The organism is Microbispora bryophytorum (assembly GCF_043197435.1).
Classification (GTDB): Bacteria; Actinomycetota; Actinomycetes; order Streptosporangiales; family Streptosporangiaceae; genus Microbispora; species Microbispora bryophytorum.
This window is the reverse complement of record NZ_JBICTF010000009.1, coordinates 292,061-312,123: the sequence shown is the minus strand read 5'-3', so window position 1 is coordinate 312,123 and position 20,063 is coordinate 292,061. Positions and strand designations below refer to the sequence as shown.

Below are 20,063 nucleotides of genomic sequence, written 5' to 3'. Positions count from 1 at the left end.
GCAAAGGGTCAGCGGAAGACGACGGTGCGGTCGCCGTTGAGGAGCACGCGGTTCTCGCTGTGCCAGCGTACGGCCCTGGCCAGCACCTGCGCCTCCACGTCGCGGCCCGCGGTGACGAGTTCGCCCGGGTCGAGCGAGTGGTCCACCCGCGCCACGTCCTGCTCGATGATCGGTCCCTCGTCGAGGTCGGCGGTGACGTAGTGCGCGGTCGCGCCGATCAGCTTGACGCCGCGCTCGTGCGCCTGGTGGTACGGCTTGGCGCCCTTGAACCCCGGCAGGAACGAGTGGTGGATGTTGATCGCCCGGCCTTCGAGGCGCTTGCACATGTCGTCGCTGAGGATCTGCATGTAGCGGGCGAGCACCACCAGATCGGTGCCGAGTTCCTCGGCCAGATCGAGGACGCGCTGCTCGGCCTCGGGCTTGGTGCCGGGGGTGACGGGCACGTGGTGGAACGGCACGCCGTAGAACTCGGCCAGCGGTTCGAGGTCCCGGTGGTTGGAGACGATCGCGGGGATCTCGACGTTCAGCGCGCCGACCCGCTGGCGGTAGAGCAGGTCGTTCACGCAGTGGCCGAACTTCGACACGAGCACGAGGGCTCTCGTCGGCGTCACGGCGTCCTTGAGCTGCCAGGTCATGTGGAAGGAGTCGCCGACGTAGGAGAAGCCGCGGCGCAGTTCCTCGATGTCGCCGCGGCCCTCGGGCACCGCGAAGTGGACCCGCATGAAGAAGTGGCCGTTCGTCCGGTCGTTGAACTCCTGGCTCTGCAGGATGTCGCCCGCGTGCTGGACGAGGAAGCCGCTCACCGCGTAGACGATCCCCGGCCGGTCGACGCAGGAGAACGTGAGGACGAACTCGCGACCCGGGCGAGCGGACATGAAGCCTCCTGAGTGCGCTATACGCAACATGGTGTCGTATACGCAACAGAGTGACCTGCCGGATGGGACAGGTCAAGAGCTTGATGCGTAATCCGCGTAGAGTTGTGCCATGGGCAACGGGTCAGGTGAAGGGGCGGCCGTACAGTCCGTCGACCGCGCGCTCACCATCCTGAAGTTGCTCGCCCGCGACGGCGAGCTCGGCATCAGCGAGCTCGCGGCCGGCCTCGGTGTGCACAGGTCCACCGCGTTCCGTCTGGTGGCGACGCTGGAGCGCCACGATCTGGTCGAGCAGGACGGCGACCGCGGCGGATATCGGCTCGGTGTGGGCGTGGTGAGGCTCGCCGGGGCGACCAGCGCCCGGCTCGACCTGGTGCGCGAGAGCCGCACCGTCACGCCCGCGCTCGCCCGCGCGGTGGGGGAGACCGTCAACGTGGCCGTCCTCGCCGGCCGGGAGGCCCTGTACGTCGACGAGGTCGCCGGGCCGTCGGCGCTCCAGCTGCACCACTGGGTGGGTCAGCGGATCCCTCTGCACGCGACGTCCAACGGCAAGGTGCTGCTCGCGCACGCGCCCGCGGCGCTGTGCGAGGAGGTGCTCGCGGCCACGCTGCCCGTGCTCGCCGGGAGGACCGTCACCGATCCGGGCCGGGTGCGCGCGGAACTCGCCGAGGTGCGCCGTCGTGGGTACGCGACGGCGGTGGACGAACTTGAGGACGGCCTGAGCGCCGTCGCGGCGCCCGTCTTCGGCGCGGACGGCTCCGTCATCGCCTCGCTCAGCGCGTCCGGCCCGACCTTCCGCATGCCCGAGACGGCGATCACCGCGGTCGCCGAGCAGGTCATGACGGCGGCCCGAGAGGTGTCTGCCCGGATGGGATGGTTCGGCCCGGCCCAGTGCTGATCTGCGCCGTGCACGTTCGTCCGTAATCGCGGAGCCTCGTCGTTCAGCAGGCGCCGCTGCGGTAGGCGCCGGGTGGCATTCCGTACTGGCGTTTGAAGGCGTGGGTGAAGGCGTACGGCGAGGTGTAGCCGACCTGCTGGGCGATCGTGTTGACGGGTGCGTCGCAGGTGCGCAGGAGCCGGGCGGCGGTGGTCAGGCGCCACCACGTCAGGTAGGTGAGCGGTGGCCGTCCGACCAGCTGGGTGAAGCGGCGGGCGAAGGCGGCGCGGGACAGGCGTGCCTGCCGGCCCAGCTCCTCGACGGTCCACCCCCGGCCCGGGTCCGCGTGGATCGCGCGGAGAGCGGCCGCGACGGACGGATCGTGCAGAGCCGCGACCCACCCTGTGCGGGAGTCGTCGCAGGAATGCCCGTCGCTGAACCAGGCCCGCAGTAGGTACAGCAGGAGCAGGTCCAGCAGCGTGGGGAGTGCGGCGTCGGCGCCGGGACGAGGCGGGCGCTGCAATTCGGTCCCCAGGAGGTCGACCGCCGCGCGCAGCTCGGGATGCCGGCCTACCCGGGCGGGCAGGTGGATGACCTCGGGCAGGTCGCCCAGGAGTGGGTGGGGCCCGGATCGGTCCAGCAGGTAGGCGCCGCAGAGCATGACCGCCGTCGGCTGCCCGGCGGCGGGGCGCTCTGCGTCGCCGTAACGGATGCCGGACAGGGGCGCGGATGAATCGCTCATCGGGGTCGACGGGACGTCGGCCAGGCCATGGGCGGAGCCGCGCGGCAGGAACGCCACGTCGCCGGGCCCCAGCGCGACCGGCTCTGCCTCCGGTGGCAGGAGCCAGCACGTGCCCTGGAGTACGACGTGGAACCCGGCGGCCTGCGAGGCGGGAAACCAGCGGCCGAAAGGAGCGGATCGCGTGACCAGGGCCGCGTGCGGCCGGCCGGTGCGCGCCGTGCTGACGACGTCTGAGAGGACATCCACTCGATCACCGTAACCGAAGGCGATCAACGGAAGACGATGACGCAAACAGCCGAGCGGTTCGGCCATTCAGTCGTCTTCATGCACGGCTTTACGGTGCGATGGGCGCTGTGACCCGCACGGCGCCGGATCGCACCTCCGGGAGACCTCAGATGAAGATCGCCGTATTCGGCGCGAACGGATACCAGGGGAAGCTCGTCGTCGCCGAGCTGGCACGGCGCGGCGTCGAGGCCGTCCTGGTCGGCCGTGACCCCGTCCGCCTGGCACAGGCCGCGGCCTCGGTCGGCCTTCCCGACGCGGAAAGACGTGTGGCCGCCGTCGACGACCATCCCGGGCTCGTGGGGGCGCTGCGCGGCTGTGATGCGGTCGTCAACTGCGCCGGGCCGTTCACTCCGTCGGGCGCGGCAGTGGTACGCGCCGCGATCGCGGGCGGCCTGCACTATGTCGACACCGCAGGTGAGCAGCTCTACATAAACGGCGTCTTCGCGACTTTCGCGGCGGCGGCCGAGGCGGCCGGTGTCACCGTGGTGCCCGCCACCACCGACGCATGCCTGCCTGCCGACCTCCTCGCCCACCAACTCGCCGCCCGGCTCGGGCCGTTGGACGAGCTCATCAGCACCCACGTGATCGCCGGGGGTGGCGGGCCGTCACGCGGCTCGCTGCGCTCGGTGATCGAAACCATCGAGTCGGTCAGGGCGGGCGGGCTCGCCTATGACGACGGAGTGTGGCGGCCGGGCGTCCCGGCGCGGCGCGGAGCGGTCACCCTGCCGGGGGAGCCCGAGGCGACCCCGGTGGCGCGCTTCCCTCTGCCGGAGGTGGTCACCGTCCCGCGGCACGTCGTCGTCCGGCACATGGAGGGACTGGCCGAGGCGGAACTGGTGGAGCGGCTGAACAGCCCGATGCCGGCGGAGGTCGTCGAGAGCCTTCCTGAAGGGCCGAGCGAGGAGAGCCGCCGGGGACAGCGCTTCACATACGTGCTCGACGCCCTCGGCGTCGACGGCCGCCGTGCCCGCGGCTTCGTGCGGGGCGCCGACACCTACGGCGCCACCGCGGCGATCGCCGTGGAGAGCGCCTGCCGCCTGGTCGCCGAGCCGATCAAGGCGGGGGTCCTCGCCCCCGCCCAGGCGTTCGATTCCCTGGCGTTCCTTGACCGTCTCGCCCGCCGCGGAATTCGCTGGAGCATCGAGGAGCCGCCGGCCGGCTGACGCCCCGGATGCCCTGCGGGCTTCGCGCCACCCCTCGCGCGGGCCCGCCCTTCCCAGGCCGCTGTGCACGCGATGAGGGGTGTGGTTTTGTCCCGTTCTTGGTCCTTGACACCCGGGGTGCGACACGTCACGCTTGTTGCGTTAAACGCATAATGTTGCGAATTGTGCAACAAAATATGCAGCAACGGAGGTGGGTATGACGGGCCCGCGCGTCGTCATCATCGGAGCAGGCGTCGTCGGTGCGGCGCTCGCCGACGAAGTGTCGGCCCGGGGCTGGACGGACGTCACCGTGGTCGACCAGGGCCCGGTGCCCGCGACCGGAGGCTCCTCCTCACACGCCCCGGGACTGGTCTTTCAGATCAACGGGTCGAAGACCATGACCGAGATGGCGCGCTACACCGTCGAGAAGCTCTGCTCGCTCGACCTCGACGGCGAGCCCTGCTTCCTCCAGGTCGGCGGTCTGGAGGTCGCGACCAGCCCGGAACGGCTCGCCGAGCTGCACCGCAGGCACGGCTGGGCCACATCCTGGGGCGTCGAGTCGCGTCTGCTCACCCCCGCCGAATGCGCCGAGCTCTTCCCCCTGCTCGACCCCGGCGCCGTGCTCAGCGGCCTGCACATCCCCACCGACGGCGTCGCCAAGGCCGTACGCGCGGTCGAGGCGCAGCTCAGGCGCGCCCGGTCCCGCGGCGTACGGGTGCTGGATCGGCACGAGGTGCTCGACGTCCGCACCGAGGACGGCAGGGTGGCCGGGGTGGTGACCGACCAGGGCGAGATCCCCGCCGACGTCGTGGTCTGCTGCGCCGGCATCTGGGGGCCGAAGGTCGCCGGCATGGTCGGGATGCCGCTGCCGCTGACCCCGCTCGCCCACCAGCTCGCCTGGACCGGCCAGGTGCCCGACCTGGCGGGACGCGAGGAGGAGGCGACGCTGCCGATCCTGCGGCACCAGGACGCCGACCTCTACTACCGCCAGCGGTTCGACGGCGTCGGCATCGGCTACTACGGCCACCGGCCGATGCCGGTCAGCCCCGAGGACCTGCTGTCCGTGGACGAGGCCGAGGTCATGCCGTCGGTGATGACGTTCACGCCGGAGGACTTCGAGGACGCCTGGACCGAGACGCAGCGGCTGCTGCCCGGCACCCGCGCGGCCAAGCTCGACGAGGGCATCAACGGCCTGTTCTCCTTCACCCAGGACCACATGCCCCTCATGGGCGAGTCGCCCGACGTGAAGGGCTTCTGGGTCGCCGAGGCGGTCTGGGTGACCCACTCCGCCGGCGTCGGCAGGGCGATGGCCGAATGGCTGGTCGACGGCCACTGCACCTCGTTTGACTTGCACGAGTGCGACGTCAACCGGTTCGAGCCGCACCAACTCGCGCCCGACTACGTGCTGGCTCGCGACTGCCAGAACTTCGTCGAGGTCTACGACATCATCCACCCGCTACAGCCGATGGAGGAGCCGCGGCCACTCCGCCTCAGCCCCTTCCACACCCGGCAGCGCGAGCTGGACGCCTTCTTCCTGGAGGCCGTCGGCTACGAGCGGCCGCAGTGGTACGGCGCGAACGCCCGCCTGCTGGAGGGCCGCGACATCCCCACGCCGGGCGACTGGGCGGCGCGCTACTGGTCGCCGATCGTCGGCGCGGAGGCCCAGGCGTCCCGCGAGTCCGTCGCGCTGTACGACATGACCGCGCTGAAGCGGCTGGAGGTGGCCGGCCCCGGCGCCCTCGCCTTCCTGCAGCGGCTGACGACGGGCCAGATGGACAAGTCGGTCGGCTCGGTGACCTACTGCCTGCTGCTCGACACCGACGGCGGCATCCGCAGCGACGTGACCGTCGCCCGGCTGGGCCGTGACGTGTTCCAGGTCGGCGCCAACGGCAACCTCGACCTCGACTGGTTCCACCGTCACCTGCCCCCGGACGGCTCGGTCATGGTCCGCGACATCACCGCGGGCACCTGCTGCCTCGGCGTCTGGGGCCCGCGCGCCCGCGACCTCGTCCAGCCGCTGACCGACGCCGACTTCTCCAACCAGGGCTTCCGCTACTTCCGGGCGAAGAAGGCGTACATCGGCACCGTGCCGGTCACCGCGCTGCGGCTGTCGTACATCGGCGAGCTGGGCTGGGAGCTCTACACCACCGCCGACATGGGCGCCAAGCTGTGGGACACGCTCTGGGAGGCCGGGCAGCGGCACGGGATCATCGCCGGCGGGCGGGGCGCCTTCGCGAGCCTGCGGCTGGAGAAGGGCTACCGGTCCTTTGGCACCGACATGACCTTCGAGCACGACCCGTACGAGGCCGGGCTCGGGTTCGCGGTGAAGACGGACAAGGGCGACTTCATCGGCCGCGAGGCGCTGGAGCGGCGCAAGGAGAACGTGCGCCGCCGCCTTGCCTGCCTGACCGTCGACGACCCCACCCAGGTGGTGATGGGCAAGGAACCGGTCTACGACGGCGAGAGCGCGGTCGGCTACGTCACCAGCGCGGCCTTCGGCTACACCATCGGCAAGGGCATCGCCTACGCCTGGCTGCCCGCCGAGCTGGCCACCCCGGGACGGACGCTGGAGATCGGCTACTTCGACCGGCGGGTGACCGCCGTGGTCGCCGAGGAGCCCCTGTTCGACCCCGCCATGGAACGGCTGCGCAGCTAGTGAGGACTGAAGTGAACGATTCGGTGATGGACGTGCCGCTCGCCGAGGCCGACCCGGAGGTCGCGGCGGCGATCGGCGCGGAGACGGAACGCCAGCGGTCCACGCTGGAGATGATCGCGTCGGAGAACTTCGCGCCCGTCTCGGTCATGCAGGCCCAGGGGTCGGTCCTGACGAACAAGTACGCCGAGGGCTACCCGGGCAGGCGCTACTACGGCGGCTGCGAGCACGTCGACGTGATCGAGCGGCTGGCGATCGACCGGGTGAAGGCGTTGTTCGGCGCGGAGGCCGCCAACGTGCAGCCCCACTCGGGAGCGCAGGCCAACGCGGCGGCCATGTCCGCGCTGCTGGAGCCGGGCGACACGATCCTCGGCCTTGACCTCGCGCACGGCGGCCACCTCACCCACGGCATGCGGATCAACTTCTCCGGCCGGCTCTACAACGTCGTGGCCTACCACGTCCGCGAGAGCGACAGCCTCGTGGACATGGAGGAGGTCGAGCGGCTCGCCCGCGAGCACCGGCCCAAGCTGATCATCGCGGGCTGGTCGGCCTATCCCCGGCACCTCGACTTCGCCGCCTTCCGGCGCGTCGCCGACGAGGTCGGGGCCTACCTCATGGTCGACATGGCGCACTTCGCCGGGCTGGTCGCGGCGGGGCTGCACCCGTCGCCCGTCCCGCACGCGCACGTCGTCACCACGACCACCCACAAGACGCTCGGCGGGCCCAGGGGCGGCGTGATCCTTTCCACGGAGGACCTCGCCAAGAAGATCAATTCGTCGGTGTTCCCCGGTCAGCAGGGCGGCCCGCTGGAGCACGTCATCGCGGCGAAGGCCGTCGCGTTCAAGATCGCGGCGGGTGAGTGGTTCCGCGACCGGCAGCGCCGCACGCTGGAGGGCGCGCGGATCCTCGCCGACCGGCTGCTCGCCCCCGACGCCGCCGAGGCGGGCGTACGGGTGCTGTCCGGCGGGACGGACGTCCACCTCGTGCTGGTGGACCTGCGCGAATCCGAGCTGGACGGCCGTCAGGCCGAGGACCGGCTCCACGAGGCCGGGATCACGGTCAACCGCAACGCGGTGCCGTTCGACCCCCGGCCCCCGATGGTCACCTCGGGGCTGCGGATCGGCACCCCGGCCCTGGCCACCCGGGGCTTCGACCGCCCCGAGTTCGAGGAGGTCTCCGACGTGATCGCCCGGGTGCTGCGTCCCGGCGCGGACCTGACGGCGCTGCGCGCCCGGGTCGAGGCCCTCGCCGCCAAGCACCCGCTCTACCCCGGCCTGAACGGGGAGGCCCGATGAGCCCCGGAACTACGAGCCCCGAAACCCAAGGGCGCAGGACTCCGGGAGCCGACCTGCCCGACCACCCCAACCGGCTGTGGCGCTCGGCCGAGCCGAAGCGCGCGTACGACGTGGTGATCGTCGGCGGCGGCGGCCACGGCCTGGCCACGGCCTACTACCTGGCCAAGAACCACGGGATCACCGACGTCGCGGTGCTGGAGCGCGGCTGGCTCGCGGGCGGGAACATGGCCCGCAACACCACGATCATCCGGTCGAACTACCTGTGGGACGAGAGCGCGGGCATCTACGAGCACGCGCTGAAGCTGTGGGAGGGGCTGGAGGAGGACCTCGGCTACCCGCTGCTGTTCAGCCAGCGCGGCGTGCTCAACCTGGCGCACAGCCTGCAGGACGTGCGTGACAGCGTGCGCCGGGTCAACGCCAACCGGCTCAACGGCGTGGACGCCGAGTGGCTGACGCCGGAGCAGGTCAAGGAGGTCTGCCCGATCGTCGACGTCTCGCCCGACGTGCGCTACCCGGTGCTCGGCGGCACCTACCAGCCCCGGGCCGGCATCGCCAAGCACGACTATGTGGCCTGGGGCTTCGCGAAGGCGGCGGCCGACCTCGGGGTCGACATGATCGAGCACTGTGAGGTGACCGGCCTCGACGTGCGCGACGGCCGGGTGACCGGCGTCCAGACCACCCGCGGCCCGATCGCGGCCGGGAAGGTCGCGCTCGCCGCCGCCGGGCACTCCTCGGTCGTCGCCGGATACGCCGGGGTGTCGCTGCCGCTGCAGAGCCACCCGCTGCAGGCGCTGGTGTCGGAGCTGCTGGAGCCGGTGCACCCCACCGTGGTCATGTCCAACGCGGTCCACGTCTACGTGAGCCAGGCGCACAAGGGCGAGCTGGTCATGGGCGCGGGCATCGACGCGGCCAACTCCTACCGCCGGCGCGGCGCCTTCCACATCATCGAGCGGCAGATGTCGGCCGCGCTGGAGCTGTTCCCCGTCTTCGCCCGGGCGCACGTGCTGCGGACCTGGGGCGGCGTGGTGGACGTCACCCCCGACGCCTCGCCCGTCGTCGGACTCACCCCCGTCGAGGACCTGTACGTCAACTGCGGCTGGGGCACCGGAGGGTTCAAGGCCACCCCGGGCGTCGGCTGGTGCTACGCCCACACCGTGGCCACCGGCGAGCCGCACCCCCTCAACGCCCCCTTCTCGCTCGACCGGTTCACCACCGGCAAGCTCGTCGACGAGCACGGCGCCGCCGCCGTCGCCCACTGATTGTCTCGGAGTGCCAATGCTGCTGATCGCCTGCCCGTGGTGCGGGCCGCGGGACGAGGCCGAGTTCCACTACGGGGGGCAGGCTCACGTCGCCTATCCGGAGGACCCGGCCGCCCTCTCCGACGAGGAGTGGGCCCGCTACCTGTTCTTCCGCGACAATCCCGAGGGCCTGTTCGCGGAGCGGTGGAGCCACACCGCCGGTTGCCGCCGCTGGTTCAACGCCGTGCGTGACACCGCCACCAACGAGATCCACGCCGTCTACCGGGCGGGCGAGCCGCGGCCGGTGATCGCATGAGCGAGCGTAGCGAGCGAACCGGCGGGGCCGCCGCACAACCGCACCGTCGTGAGGGAGCGAGCGGGCGAGTGCTGCGCTTCCGGTTCGACGGCCGGGACTACGAGGGCCTGGAGGGCGACACGCTGGCCTCGGCGCTGCTCGCCAACGGCGTGCGCGCGGTGGCGAGCAGCATCAGGCTCGGCCGCCCGCGCGGCGTGTACGCGGCGGGCAGCGAAGAGCCGAACGCGCTCGTCCAGATCGAGGAGCCCTTCCCCGAGCCCATGCTCCAGGCGACGACCGTCGAGCTGTACGACGGCCTGGTCGCCACGGGCCTGCCGGGACAGGGCAGGCTGGCCGATCGGCCCGACCCGGCGCGCTACGACGCCGTGCACGCGCACTGCGACGTGCTCGTGGTCGGCGCGGGACCGGCCGGCATCGCCGCCGCAGGCGTCGCCGCGCGGGCCGGGGCCCGGGTGATCCTCGCCGACGAGCGGCCCGAGCCGGGCGGCAGCCTGCTCGGCACGGCCGAGACGCTCGACGGCAGGCCGGGCCGCGAGTGGGCGGCCGAGGAGGTGGCCGCGCTGGCGGCCCTGCCGGAGGTGCGCGTGCTGCGCCGCACCACGGTCCTCGGCCACTACGACGACAACCACGTCATCGCGGTCGAACGCCGGACGAACCATCTGGGCGCCGCGGCCCCCGCCGACGTGGCGCGCGAGCGCGTGTGGCGGATCCGGGCCGGGCGCGTGGTGCTGGCGACCGGCGGGCACGAGCGGTTCGTCGCCTTCGCGGGGAACGACCTGCCCGGGGTGATGCTGGCCGGCGCGGCCCGCACGTACGCGAACCACTACCGCGTCCTGCCCGGGCGCCGGGCGGTGGTGTTCACCACCAACGACAGCGCGTACGCCGCGGCGCTCGACCTCGCCGACGCGGGGGTGGAGATCGCCGCGATCGCCGACGTGAGGCAGGCTCCCGGCGAGGCGTGGGCGGCGCGCTGCGCCGAGCGCGGCATCGAGGTCCTGACCGGCCACGTCGTCACCGCGGCGAAGGGCGAGGGCGAGGTCTCCTCCGTGGAGGTCGCCCCCCGCCCGGAGACCCCCCGCTCGGAAACACAGGGCGGTGCGGGCGGGGCGCGGGAGATCCCGGCCGACCTGCTGCTCGTGTCCGGCGGCTGGACGCCGGTGGTGCACCTGTTCAGCCAGGCCGGGGGCACGCTGCGGTACGACGAGGAGCTGGGCGCGTTCACGCCCGGCGAGACGCGTCAGGCGGTGGAGGCGGCGGGGTTCGCCAGGGGCGTCCGCACGCTGCGGGCCTGCCTGGAGGACGGCGCCGAGGCGGGCCGCCGCGCGCTGGCCGCCGCCGGGTTCGCCGTGCCGGCCGAGATCACTCTGCCGTCCGGGACAGCCGTGCCGTCCGCCGGGGAGGAGCCGGCCGCCGCGCCCGCCGAGCACCTGTGGCTCGTCGAGGCCGCAGGAGACGGCGGCGACTACGGCACGCACTTCGTGGACCTGCAGCGGGACGTCACGGTGGGAGAGGTGCTGCGCGCGGTGGGCGCGGGGCTCACCTCGGTCGAGCACGTCAAGCGCTACACCACCGCCGGCACGGCCCACGACCAGGGCAAGACGTCCGGCCTGCTGACCGGCGGCGTCGTGGCGCACGCGCTCGGCGTCGACGTCGCCGAGCTGGGCACCACGACGTTCCGCGCGCCGTACACGCCGGTCTCGTTCGCCGCGCTGGCGGGCCGCGACCGGGGACCGCTGCACGACCCAGTGCGTGTCACCGCCATGCACGAGTGGCACGTGGCGCGCGGGGCGCTGTTCGAGAACGTCGGACAGTGGAAGCGGCCCTGGTACTACCCCCGGCAGGGCGAGGGCCCGGGTGAGGACCCGGGTGAGGACATGGAGGCCGCCGTGCTGCGCGAGTGCCGGGCGGCACGCGAGGACGTGGCCGCGATGGACGCCTCCACGCTCGGGAAGATCGACGTGGTCGGGCCCGACGCGGCCGTGCTCCTCGACCGGCTCTACACGAACATGATGAGCACCCTCAAGGTCGGGTCCATCCGCTATGGCGTGATGTGCCGCCCCGACGGCATGGTCTTCGACGACGGCACCGTCATCCGCCTGGCGGACGACCGCTTCCTCGTCACCACGACCACCGGCAACGCGGCGGCGGTGCTCGACTGGATGGAGGAGTGGCTGCAGACCGAGTGGCCGGACCTGCGGGTCTGCTGCACCTCGGTCACCGAGCAGTGGGCGACCGTGGCGCTCGTCGGGCCGCGTTCCCGCGAGGTGCTGGCGCGGCTCGCGCCCGGCCTCGCGGTGGACAACGACAGCTTCCCGTTCATGACGTGGCGGGACGCCGAGGTGGCCGGGATCGAGGCGCGGGTCTGCCGGATCAGCTTCTCCGGCGAGCTGGCCTACGAGATCAACGTGTCCTCCTGGTCCGGGCTCGCCCTGTGGGAGGCGGTTATGGCCTCCGGTGAGGTCACGCCGTACGGCACCGAGACCATGCACGTGCTGCGCGCCGAGAAGGGGTTCCCGATCGTCGGCCAGGACACCGACGGCACGGTCACTCCGCAGGACCTCGGCATGGAGTGGATCGTCTCGAAGAAGAAGGCCGACTTCGTCGGCAAGCGGTCCTTCGCCCGGGCGGACACCTCCCGGCCCGATCGCAAACACCTGGTCGGCCTCCTGCCGGAGGACCCCGGCGTGCTGCTGCCCGAGGGCGCCCACCTTGTGGAGACCTCGGCGCTGCCCGAGCCGCCGGTGCCCACGCTCGGCTTCGTCACCTCCAGCTACCGCAGCGCCGCGCTGGGCCGTACGTTCGCGCTCGCGCTGGTGAGCGGCGGGCGCGAGCGGGTCGGCGAGCGGCTGTACGCACCGGTCGGGGCGGACCTGGTGCCCGTCACCGTGACCTCCCACGTCCTGTACGACCCGGAAGGAGCGCGTCGCGATGGCTGATTCGGTGGCTGCGTCGGTGGCTGATTCGCCGGCCGAGCCGGTGGCTGCGTCGGTGACTGATTCGATGGCTGCGTCGGTGGCTGAGCGCAGGAGTCCGGCCGCGGCGTTCGCGGCCAGGTTTGAGGCGGCGAGCGCGGGCGGCGGCCTGCGCCTGGCCGAGATCCCGTTCCTGACCCAGATCAACCTGCGGGTGGACCCCAAGAGCCCGGCGGCGGAGCGCATCGGGACGGCGATCGGCGTGCCGCTGCCGGTGGAGCCCGGCACCGCGGCGGGCGGTGGTGACCTGGAGGTGCTGTGGCTCGGGCCCGACGAGTGGCTGGTGGTCGGTCCCGACGGCGCCGCCCCGGGGCTTGTGGAGCGGCTTACCGAGGCGGCGGACGGCGAGCACGTCTCGGTCGTCGACGTTTCGGCCCAGCGCACCACCCTGGTGGTCGCCGGGGACCGCGCGCGGGACGTGCTGGCCCACGGCTGCGCGCTGGACCTGCACCCTCGCGTGTTCGGCCCGGGCCGGGTCGCCCAGACCATGCTGGCCAGGGCGGGAGTCGTCCTGGTCGCCGGTGCGGACGGCTTCCGCCTGCTGGTGCGCTCGTCCTTCGCGGCGTACGTCGCGGAGTGGCTGCTCGACGCGTCCGTCGAGTACGTGGCCGGCGCATAAGAGGCCGCTCACGAGCGTCCGCCCGCCGTCGCACCCCGCCGCCCGTGGCCGCCCGCCGCCGCCCGTTGTCGCCCGTCGGCGCACCTTGCCGGGCCTCGCCGGGCCGGCGCGCGCCGTCGTGGAAGGCCGACGATCGGGCATTTCTGACCGTGACGTACCATCGAGGACGCTCGTGAGGAGGGCCGTCCGTACCCCGGTGGGAGATCATGTTCCGCACGCTGATGAAGTCGAAGATCCACCGCGCGACCGTCACGCAGGCCGATCTGCACTACGTCGGCTCGGTGACGATCGACGCGGACCTGATGGCCGAGGCCGACCTCGTCGAAGGTGAGAAGGTCGACATCGTCGACATCGACAACGGCAACCGCCTGTCCACCTACGTGATCGAGGGCCCGGCGGGCTCCGGGGTCATCGGCATCAACGGCGCCGCCGCCCGGCTCATCTCGGTCGGCGACCTTGTGATCATCATCGCGTACGCGCTGGTCGCCGAGGAGGAGGTCAAGGCGCTCAAGCCCCGCGTCGTCTTCGTCGACAAGGACAACAGGCCGCTGCACGTCGGTTCCGACCCCGCCGCCGTACCCGACGGCATGGGCCTGGTCCCCGGCGACCTCGCTCCGCCCGCCCGCCCCTGACCCGCCCGCCGGCGGCCACTTCACCCGCACCGTCGGCCCGCTGAGGAAGCTCGCCGCCGCACCACCCGCAGCCAGGCGCGGCAGCGATACCCAAGCAGTGCGACATCAGGTCGCGCGGATCCGCTATTGCATGCTCACGCCATGTGGATGGTCGAACGAGACCGGGCAGGTGAATATCCATAGTGCATACCCGCGGCCGATCGTGATTCCCGTCGGCTCCCACCGGTTCGGATGTTCGTGGAACTCGTTCTCGGGCCCGGCGTCCTCCAACGGCCGCCAGCGCTCCGTCCCGTCCCACTCGCTGCCGTCGATCTTCATGAGCATGTCCATGTCGGCCCCGCAGCCGTCACAGAGCATCGGGTAGGGGTCGGTGAGATTCCAGGCCGCGTAACCGCCCACCTTCCAGCCATCGGCGATGGACAAATCGTAGAAGTAGCGATGCCCGCTGGCCTCCTCCCATAGCCTGATCCGCTTTTTCAGATCAGTGGGCAGGAAGGCCTTGTAGGGGTACTCGACGACCTGCTCGGGATGCAGAACGCAGGGCACGGGCAGATACGTGTCGTACTCCATCACTTCGGGCTCGGGCTGGTCGGTAAGCACGTCGGTCACGTCGGACGAACGCCGCCAGCGCAGCATCAGCGAGGGCGAGTAGTGGGGCTCGTGGTCGCGCGGACACCACAGGATCTGGAGAACGTCAGCCCCGGCGGGTCCTGCCAGGCCGGGCACATCCCGCATGAAGAGCTGGGCGACGCCCAGCATGGTGGCAGGCGTGTCGGGGTCGGCGTAGTCCTCGTCGAGACCGTCGAGTTCGGCCTGTTCCTCAGGTGTGATGGCGAGCCGCTCGCCCTTGCGTGTCCGTCCCCAAGCCGCAGAAAGGATGCGCCTTCGGCGCCGCTCGGTGTCGAGACGGGTGAAGTAGCCCCCGGCGTCCTCGTGGGAATCGCCACACGTCGGCCAGGGCTCGTCGAAGGGCCAGAGCAGAGGGCCGCCGATCGAACTGTCGTACAGGCCTGGGGTTCCAGGGCGCGGATGAAGGCGTGTGGCCGTCCTGGCGAGCGGGGCGATCTCTGGGAAGACAGCAGCAATGTCGACAGGGTGTGGCGGCGTCGTTCGAGCCATGCCGCTAGAACTTATCGGGCCCCTCTGACAAAGAGGCGGGACGCGCCACGCTACGACGCGCTGGGCCCGATCTGGACGTCGAGCCCGTAGGAACCCTCGCCTACTGCCGCGAGGCCTGCTCGACGCCGGGGTCGAGGCTGGGTCGGGCCGGGGGCGAGGCCGGTCAGAGGAGGGTCATCTGACCGAAGCCGGCGAGGGGGTCGCGGTGTTTGCGCAGGTGCCGCCACCGGGGGAGGTCGTCGAGATACGACCACGAGAGCCGGTGATGCGGGGTCGGGCCCGTCTCCGTCAGCGCCTGCTGGTGGACGGGGGAGGGGTAGCCCGCGTTGGCGGCGAAGCCGTACGACGGGTGCGCCTCGCCGAGCTCCGCCATCATGCGGTCGCGGTGGACCTTGGCCAGCACCGACGCGGCGGCCACCGACACCGACCGCTGGTCGGCCTTGACCTCGCACCGCACCCGCCAGGGCCGGCCGAGGAAGTCGTGCGCGCCGTCGAGGAGCACCACGTCGGGCCGTAGCGGCAGGGCCTCCAGCGCGCGGGACGCGGCCCGGCGCAGCGCCTCGGTCATGCCGACCTCGTCGATCTCCTCCGGTCCGGCCGCGCCGTACGCGTGGCAGGTGACCCAATCCGGCAGGACCGCCGCGAACGCCTCACGCTGGGCCGGACCGAGCAGCTTGGAGTCGGTCAGCCGGACCGTGCGCTCCCCGCGTCCCGGCAGCTCGGGCGGAGGGCCGAAGGCGGTGACGGCCGCGCAGACCACCACCGGGCCCGCCCACGCGCCGCGGCCGACCTCGTCCACGCCCGCGATGTGGACCGCCCCCGCGGCGCGCAGCTCGTCCTCGATCTCGTATCCGGCCGCTCGCCGCGGGGATGGCGCGGGTGCGGTGGGGGATTGGGCACCGGGCTCAAGTCCGGGCAGGGCGTCGGTCATCCCCGTATCTTCCCAGGCCCGGCGAGCCCTTCCTGGCCGCTTCCGTCACAGAGCACGAATAGTTGCCCGGTGCCCCACCCGCACCCTGCCTCAGGAGCAGGTAGTGCCGTTGAGGGTGAAGGCGGCGGGCGTGGGGTTTGCGCCGGTGTAGGCGCCGTTGAAGCCGAGGTACAGCGACTGACCCGGCTTGAGCGTCTTGTTCCATTCGTAGTTCTCGGCCGTGACAGCGGCGCCGGACTGGGTCCAGACGGCCGACCATCCGTTGGTGACCCGCTGGGAGGCGAGCGGGAAGCTGAAGCCGAGCTTCCATCCGGCGATGGCCGCGGTGCCGGTGTTGGTGATCGTGACAGTGGCGGTGAACCCGCCGCCCCAGGTGGTGGGCGCGTACGTGACCTTGCACGCGGCATCGGACGGCTGGGACGGCGACGGGCTGGGTGAGGACGTTCCGCCGGACTGGGCGACGGCGGTGTACGGCGCGGAGGGGTTGCTCAGGTTGCCGGCGGCGTCGCGGGCGACGACCTGGAAGGTGTACGGCTTGCCGCCTTCGAGGCCCGAGACGATGTCGCGGGGGATGCCGTTCTCGCCCTCGTAGGCGTAGCCGTGGTCGGTCCGCCGGAAGAGGTCATACGTGGGCGGGACCCCGCTGTTGTCGCTGACGGTGTTCCAGGCGAGGAAGACTCCCCCGGGGATGTCCATCCCGCTCACAGATGTCAGCCCGGTCGGGGTGCCGGGCGGGGTGGTGTCCGTTCCGGCTCCGGGGCTCGGGCTGGCGGCGGGCGGCTCGACCATGGCCCGCTGGCGGGCCAGGTCGGAGGGTGCGCTGAGGTTGCCGGCGGCGTCCTTCGCCACCACGTAGAACAGGTAGTCGTGTCCGGGAGTGAGGTCGTACACGATCGCGAGGATCCTGTCGCCGGACTGTTCGGAGACCTGGGCCGGCACCTTGCCGAAGGCGCCGTCGATCCAGGCGTACACGTCGTAGCCGGAGACCGCCACGTCGTCCGTCGAGCGGGTCCACGTCAGGCCCGCCGCTCCGTTGATGGGGACGCTGAACGGTGCCAGCCCCTCCGGACGGGTCGGCGGGGTCCGGTCGATCGGCGTCGGGCTGGGCGGGGGAGCGGACGGCGACATGCCGCTGAGATAGTTCGCGGCCTGCGTCACCTCGTTGGACGGCGGGCCGGCGTTCCCGGCCGCGTCCCTGGCGATGACCCGGAACGTGTACAACTGCCCAAGGGTGAGGCCGCTGACGATGGAGCCCGTGCCGGTCGTCGTACGGACGGCCGTGAAGACGCCGTCCTGCTTGATCTGGACGTCGTAGCCGGTCACGCTCACGTTGTCGGTAGCGGCGCCCCAGCACAGCGACACGCCGACGCCGAGGCCCGACCCGGGTGCGCCGGGCAGCGGGCAGTGGAACAGCGTTCCCGGCGCGCTGGGCGGGGTGGTGTCTGCGGCGCCGACGGCAGGCGCGGCGGACGCGGCGAGCGCGAGGCCGGCGCCAAGGATCACGGAGGCCGGACGGAGACCCTTGACGGGCATGTGGTTCACCTTTCCGATGGGGGCGGCCCAGCGCATCGGGGGACGCGCCGGGCCGTCGGCGGGATCAGGAGCAGGTGGTGCCGTTGAGGGTGAAGGCGGTGGGTTTGGGGTTGCTGCCGGTGTAGGCGCCGTTGAAGCCGATCTGGATGGACTGGCCGGAGTTGATGGTCTTGTTCCAGTCGAGGCTGGTGGCCGTCACGTTGGCTCCGGTCTGGGCCCAGGTGGCCGACCAGCCGGGCGGCGTGATCGTCTGGGTGCCGGGGAAGGCGAACTTCAGCGTCCAGCCGTTGATCGCCGTGGTGCCGGTGTTGGCGAGCGTGACGGTCGCGGTGAACCCGCCGCCCCAGTCACTGGTCCCGTAGGTCACCTTGCACCCGCCACCGGCAGACGGTGATGGAGACGGGCTGGGCGAGGGGGACGGAGACGGAGAGGGGCTGGGCGAGCGGGACGGGCTGGGCGAAGGAGTGGGCAGGCCCGACTGGGCGGTCGCGGTGAGCGTGGCCGAGGGCTGGCTGGTGTTGCCGGCCGCGTCCCTGGCCACGACGTAGAACGAGTAGCTGGTCCCGGCCACCAGCTTGTCCGCGACGTACAGCGTGGACGTGGACGAGCCGATCTTGACGAAGCCGGAGCCCTGCTTCATGTAGACGTCGTAGCCGGTGACCCCGGTGTCGTCGGTCGAGGCCGTCCAGCACATCGGGACGGCGTTGACGAAGTCCGCCCCGCAGACCCACAGCCCGGTGGGCGCGCTCGGCGGCGTGGTGTCCACCGAAGACGACGGCGAAGGCGACGGCGATCGCGATGGCGAGGGGGAGGGGGAGGGGGAGGGGGACGGAGAAGGCGACGGGGACGGCGACGGGCTGGGCGTGCCGCCGGGCGGCGTGCCCCACACCAGCGTGTTCCCGTCGTACACCGGCACGTGCGAGGCCGCCGACGCCGACCAGTCGTTGGACGGGTCCCAGGTCGCGCCGTTCGGCACCGAGATCCGCAGCTGCGTGCCCCGCTTGTAGAGCTGGGCGTCGCCGGGGTAGATCGGCTTGCCGGTGCAGTCCACCTCTGCGTAGTAGGTGCGGTCCCCGGCGGACGACGGCCCGCTGACCGCGCAGCCGTTGCTGTCGCCGCCGGTCACCTTCACCTGGGAGATCGAGGTGGAGCCGTCGAGCGTGAAGTAGTAACGCGCCTTGCCCGACTGGAGAACGCGCGGCGGCCAGTTCGACGTGTTGGTGATGGTGACGGTCATGGAGGTGCCGTCCACGCCGGTGTAGACGTTGCCGATCTCGGCGCGGATCTCCTCGTACTTCTCCTCGGGGGCGGGGAAGCCCGCCACCGGCGTCCCGCCGTACTCCTCGGCGAACCGCGCGAGCACGTTGGTGATGCCGGAGTTGTAGTCGATCGCCACCTCGTTGCGGACGTAGTCCGTACGGCTGTCGGTGTAGGCGTCGGTCTGGTCCGGGCCGCCGGCGAGCGCGCCGTACAGGACGTGCAGGTTCGGGCCGGTGGTGTCGCTCATGTAGCCGAGATACTGTCCGCTGGCCGCGCGGTGGTGGACGTGCGTGGGCGGGTTGGTCCCGAAACCGACCATGTAGCTGGAGTGGCGGGGATTGTCCCCGAGGGCGTAGTCGACCTGCCGCTTGGCGAAGTCGTGGTAGCGGGCGTAGAGCGGGTCATCGGGCCCGAGGTGGTCGGCGTAGACGAGGGCCACCCAGGCGGTGTTCAGCGCCATGCGCAGCGACGCCCAGTTGAAGACGTACGCCAGGCCGCCGGGGGTGACCGGTCCCTTCTTGCCCTTGTATCCGGCCGTCCAGTAGTCGAGGTAGCGCTGGACGTCGTTCTTGTACGTCTGCTCGCCCGTCAGCGCGGCCATCAGGGCGTAGACGCCGTACTGCTTGTCGTTCCAGCCGAGGCCGAAGGTGTAGGCGGGCACCATGGTCCCGCCCGCGCCCTGGCCCACGTCGGGCTCGCTGCCCATCTTCGGGTAGAACTCGCGGGCCTTGTCCAGGTAACTCCCGGTGCCGGTGGCCCGGTAGAGCCACACGGCCGCCCAGGCCAGCTCGTCCCAGTACATCTTGGTCGCGCCCGGGTGGTCGGAGCCGCCCTCCCAGGTCGAGTTGTAGTAGCCGGAGATGCCCGGCACGCAACTCGTGTACGCCGTGTCCTGACCGTTGGAGCCCTTGGTCGTGTCGGCGAACGTGAACAGTTGCCTGGCGTGGGTCAGCAGCGTGTCCGCGTACGACGGATCGGCCGCGCGGAAGGCCATCGAGGAGGCTGCCATCGCGGCGGCCGTCTCGGCGACGACGTCGGTGCCCTTGCACGACGGGGTGATCTTGTAGACCGGCCGCGCCATGCCCTTGATGTCGATCACCTCGGGCGGACCCCAGTACGCGTGGTCCACGCTGCCGTCGCCCACCTGGACGTACAACGTCTCCGGCTCGGGATGGGCGGCGATCAGGTAGTCGGTGGCCCACTTGAGGTTGTTCAGCATGGGCGTGAGCTGGGTGCCGTAGCCGGTGCGGTTCTCGACCAGCCCCCAGGCCAGCATGGTCGTGGTGAACGCCATCGGGAAGCCGAACTTGACGTGGTCGCCCGCGTCGTACCAGCCGCCGGACAGGTCCACCCCGGCGGACTTTCCGTCGTTCAGCGTGCGGTCGCCGCGCCACTCCACCCGGTTCCAGGCGGGCTTCTTACCGGACTGCTGCGCCTCGTAGAAGTAGATCGACTTCTGCAGAGCCTCGGTGTAGTTGTACGAGCTCGCCGCTTGAGCGGGCGCCGGGCCCGGGACGAGCAGGGCGGCCAGCACTGCGGCCACCCCGCCCAGGGACAGGAGTCTCATCGGGGGCCTC

General features: G+C 71.7%; 15 protein-coding genes. 9 read left to right on the top strand and 6 right to left on the bottom strand.

Annotated features, from left to right (window positions below; translation table 11 throughout):
- Positions 1-8: 8 nt before the first annotated feature.
- Entirely contained in the window at positions 9-875 is an 867-nt protein-coding gene (gene purU, locus ACGFIB_RS28805) for a formyltetrahydrofolate deformylase (RefSeq protein WP_142571645.1), read from the bottom strand.
- A gap of 109 nt (positions 876-984) precedes the next feature.
- Between purU and ACGFIB_RS28800 the strand changes: the two genes are divergently transcribed.
- On the top strand, positions 985-1,770 hold the full coding sequence (locus ACGFIB_RS28800; protein WP_393376268.1) for an IclR family transcriptional regulator: 786 nt from the start codon (positions 985-987) through the stop codon (positions 1,768-1,770).
- A gap of 43 nt (positions 1,771-1,813) precedes the next feature.
- On the opposite strand, the gene ACGFIB_RS28795 is transcribed toward ACGFIB_RS28800, so the two are convergent.
- The gene (locus tag ACGFIB_RS28795) at positions 1,814-2,737 is read right to left on the bottom strand and encodes an AraC family transcriptional regulator (protein ID WP_393376266.1); all 924 of its coding nucleotides are present in this window, start codon (positions 2,735-2,737) and stop codon (positions 1,814-1,816) included.
- A 149-nt stretch (positions 2,738-2,886) separates the two neighbouring features.
- Between ACGFIB_RS28795 and ACGFIB_RS28790 the strand changes: the two genes are divergently transcribed.
- The 8 genes from ACGFIB_RS28790 to panD all read left to right on the top strand — a co-directional run bounded on the left by ACGFIB_RS28790 (position 2,887) and on the right by panD (position 13,643).
- Positions 2,887-3,939 (top strand): saccharopine dehydrogenase NADP-binding domain-containing protein, encoded by a 1,053-nt coding sequence (locus ACGFIB_RS28790; protein WP_393376264.1) that lies wholly within the window; start codon positions 2,887-2,889, stop codon positions 3,937-3,939.
- A 196-nt stretch (positions 3,940-4,135) separates the two neighbouring features.
- Positions 4,136-6,574, top strand: coding sequence for a GcvT family protein (locus ACGFIB_RS28785; RefSeq protein WP_393376262.1), 2,439 nt, complete (start codon positions 4,136-4,138; stop codon positions 6,572-6,574).
- Positions 6,575-6,600: 26 nt separating this feature from the next.
- Positions 6,601-7,866, top strand: coding sequence for a serine hydroxymethyltransferase (gene glyA, locus ACGFIB_RS28780; protein WP_357244829.1), 1,266 nt, complete (start codon positions 6,601-6,603; stop codon positions 7,864-7,866).
- Positions 7,863-9,125 carry a sarcosine oxidase subunit beta family protein gene (locus ACGFIB_RS28775; RefSeq protein WP_393376260.1) on the top strand — a complete coding sequence of 421 codons (1,263 nt, stop codon included), beginning with the start codon at positions 7,863-7,865 and terminating at the stop codon, positions 9,123-9,125. The genes glyA and ACGFIB_RS28775 overlap by 4 nt, the downstream gene beginning before the upstream one ends.
- A 16-nt stretch (positions 9,126-9,141) precedes the next feature.
- Positions 9,142-9,420, top strand: a complete 279-nt coding sequence (locus tag ACGFIB_RS28770; protein WP_189105010.1) for a sarcosine oxidase subunit delta — start codon at positions 9,142-9,144, stop codon at positions 9,418-9,420.
- Entirely contained in the window at positions 9,417-12,356 is a 2,940-nt protein-coding gene (locus ACGFIB_RS28765) for a 2Fe-2S iron-sulfur cluster-binding protein (RefSeq protein WP_393376258.1), read from the top strand. The genes ACGFIB_RS28770 and ACGFIB_RS28765 overlap by 4 nt, the downstream gene beginning before the upstream one ends.
- 76 nt (positions 12,357-12,432) lie before the next feature.
- The gene (locus ACGFIB_RS28760) at positions 12,433-13,011 is read left to right on the top strand and encodes a sarcosine oxidase subunit gamma (protein ID WP_357261106.1); all 579 of its coding nucleotides are present in this window, start codon (positions 12,433-12,435) and stop codon (positions 13,009-13,011) included.
- Positions 13,012-13,217: 206 nt separating this feature from the next.
- Positions 13,218-13,643: an aspartate 1-decarboxylase gene (panD, locus tag ACGFIB_RS28755; protein ID WP_142571640.1), complete on the top strand. Its 426-nt coding sequence runs from the start codon at positions 13,218-13,220 to the stop codon at positions 13,641-13,643.
- Between the two features lie 123 nt (positions 13,644-13,766).
- Here panD and ACGFIB_RS28750 read toward each other — a convergent pair whose 3' ends face one another.
- The 4 genes from ACGFIB_RS28750 to ACGFIB_RS28735 all read right to left on the bottom strand — a co-directional run bounded on the left by ACGFIB_RS28750 (position 13,767) and on the right by ACGFIB_RS28735 (position 20,053).
- On the bottom strand, positions 13,767-14,762 hold the full coding sequence (locus ACGFIB_RS28750; protein ID WP_393376256.1) for a hypothetical protein: 996 nt from the start codon (positions 14,760-14,762) through the stop codon (positions 13,767-13,769).
- A gap of 163 nt (positions 14,763-14,925) precedes the next feature.
- The gene (locus ACGFIB_RS28745; RefSeq protein ID WP_393376254.1) at positions 14,926-15,693 is read right to left on the bottom strand and encodes a ribonuclease HII; all 768 of its coding nucleotides are present in this window, start codon (positions 15,691-15,693) and stop codon (positions 14,926-14,928) included.
- A 90-nt stretch (positions 15,694-15,783) separates the two neighbouring features.
- Entirely contained in the window at positions 15,784-17,226 is a 1,443-nt protein-coding gene (locus ACGFIB_RS28740) for a cellulose binding domain-containing protein (protein WP_393376253.1), read from the bottom strand.
- A 64-nt stretch (positions 17,227-17,290) separates the two neighbouring features.
- Positions 17,291-20,053, bottom strand: a complete 2,763-nt coding sequence (locus ACGFIB_RS28735; protein ID WP_393376251.1) for a glycoside hydrolase family 9 protein — start codon at positions 20,051-20,053, stop codon at positions 17,291-17,293.
- Between the last annotated feature and the right edge of the window lie 10 nt (positions 20,054-20,063).

Coding starts and splice junctions, on each gene's coding strand:
- purU (WP_142571645.1), bottom strand. CDS start 875: ATGTCCGCTCGCCCGGGTCGCGAGTTCGTCCTCACGTTCTCCTGCGTC.
- ACGFIB_RS28800 (WP_393376268.1), top strand. CDS start 985: ATGGGCAACGGGTCAGGTGAAGGGGCGGCCGTACAGTCCGTCGACCGC.
- ACGFIB_RS28790 (WP_393376264.1), top strand. CDS start 2,887: ATGAAGATCGCCGTATTCGGCGCGAACGGATACCAGGGGAAGCTCGTC.
- ACGFIB_RS28785 (WP_393376262.1), top strand. CDS start 4,136: ATGACGGGCCCGCGCGTCGTCATCATCGGAGCAGGCGTCGTCGGTGCG.
- glyA (WP_357244829.1), top strand. CDS start 6,601: ATGGACGTGCCGCTCGCCGAGGCCGACCCGGAGGTCGCGGCGGCGATC.
- ACGFIB_RS28775 (WP_393376260.1), top strand. CDS start 7,863: ATGAGCCCCGGAACTACGAGCCCCGAAACCCAAGGGCGCAGGACTCCG.
- ACGFIB_RS28770 (WP_189105010.1), top strand. CDS start 9,142: ATGCTGCTGATCGCCTGCCCGTGGTGCGGGCCGCGGGACGAGGCCGAG.
- ACGFIB_RS28765 (WP_393376258.1), top strand. CDS start 9,417: ATGAGCGAGCGTAGCGAGCGAACCGGCGGGGCCGCCGCACAACCGCAC.
- panD (WP_142571640.1), top strand. CDS start 13,218: ATGTTCCGCACGCTGATGAAGTCGAAGATCCACCGCGCGACCGTCACG.
- ACGFIB_RS28750 (WP_393376256.1), bottom strand. CDS start 14,762: ATGGCTCGAACGACGCCGCCACACCCTGTCGACATTGCTGCTGTCTTC.
- ACGFIB_RS28745 (WP_393376254.1), bottom strand. CDS start 15,693: ATGACCGACGCCCTGCCCGGACTTGAGCCCGGTGCCCAATCCCCCACC.
- ACGFIB_RS28740 (WP_393376253.1), bottom strand. CDS start 17,226: ATGCCCGTCAAGGGTCTCCGTCCGGCCTCCGTGATCCTTGGCGCCGGC.
- ACGFIB_RS28735 (WP_393376251.1), bottom strand. CDS start 20,053: ATGAGACTCCTGTCCCTGGGCGGGGTGGCCGCAGTGCTGGCCGCCCTG.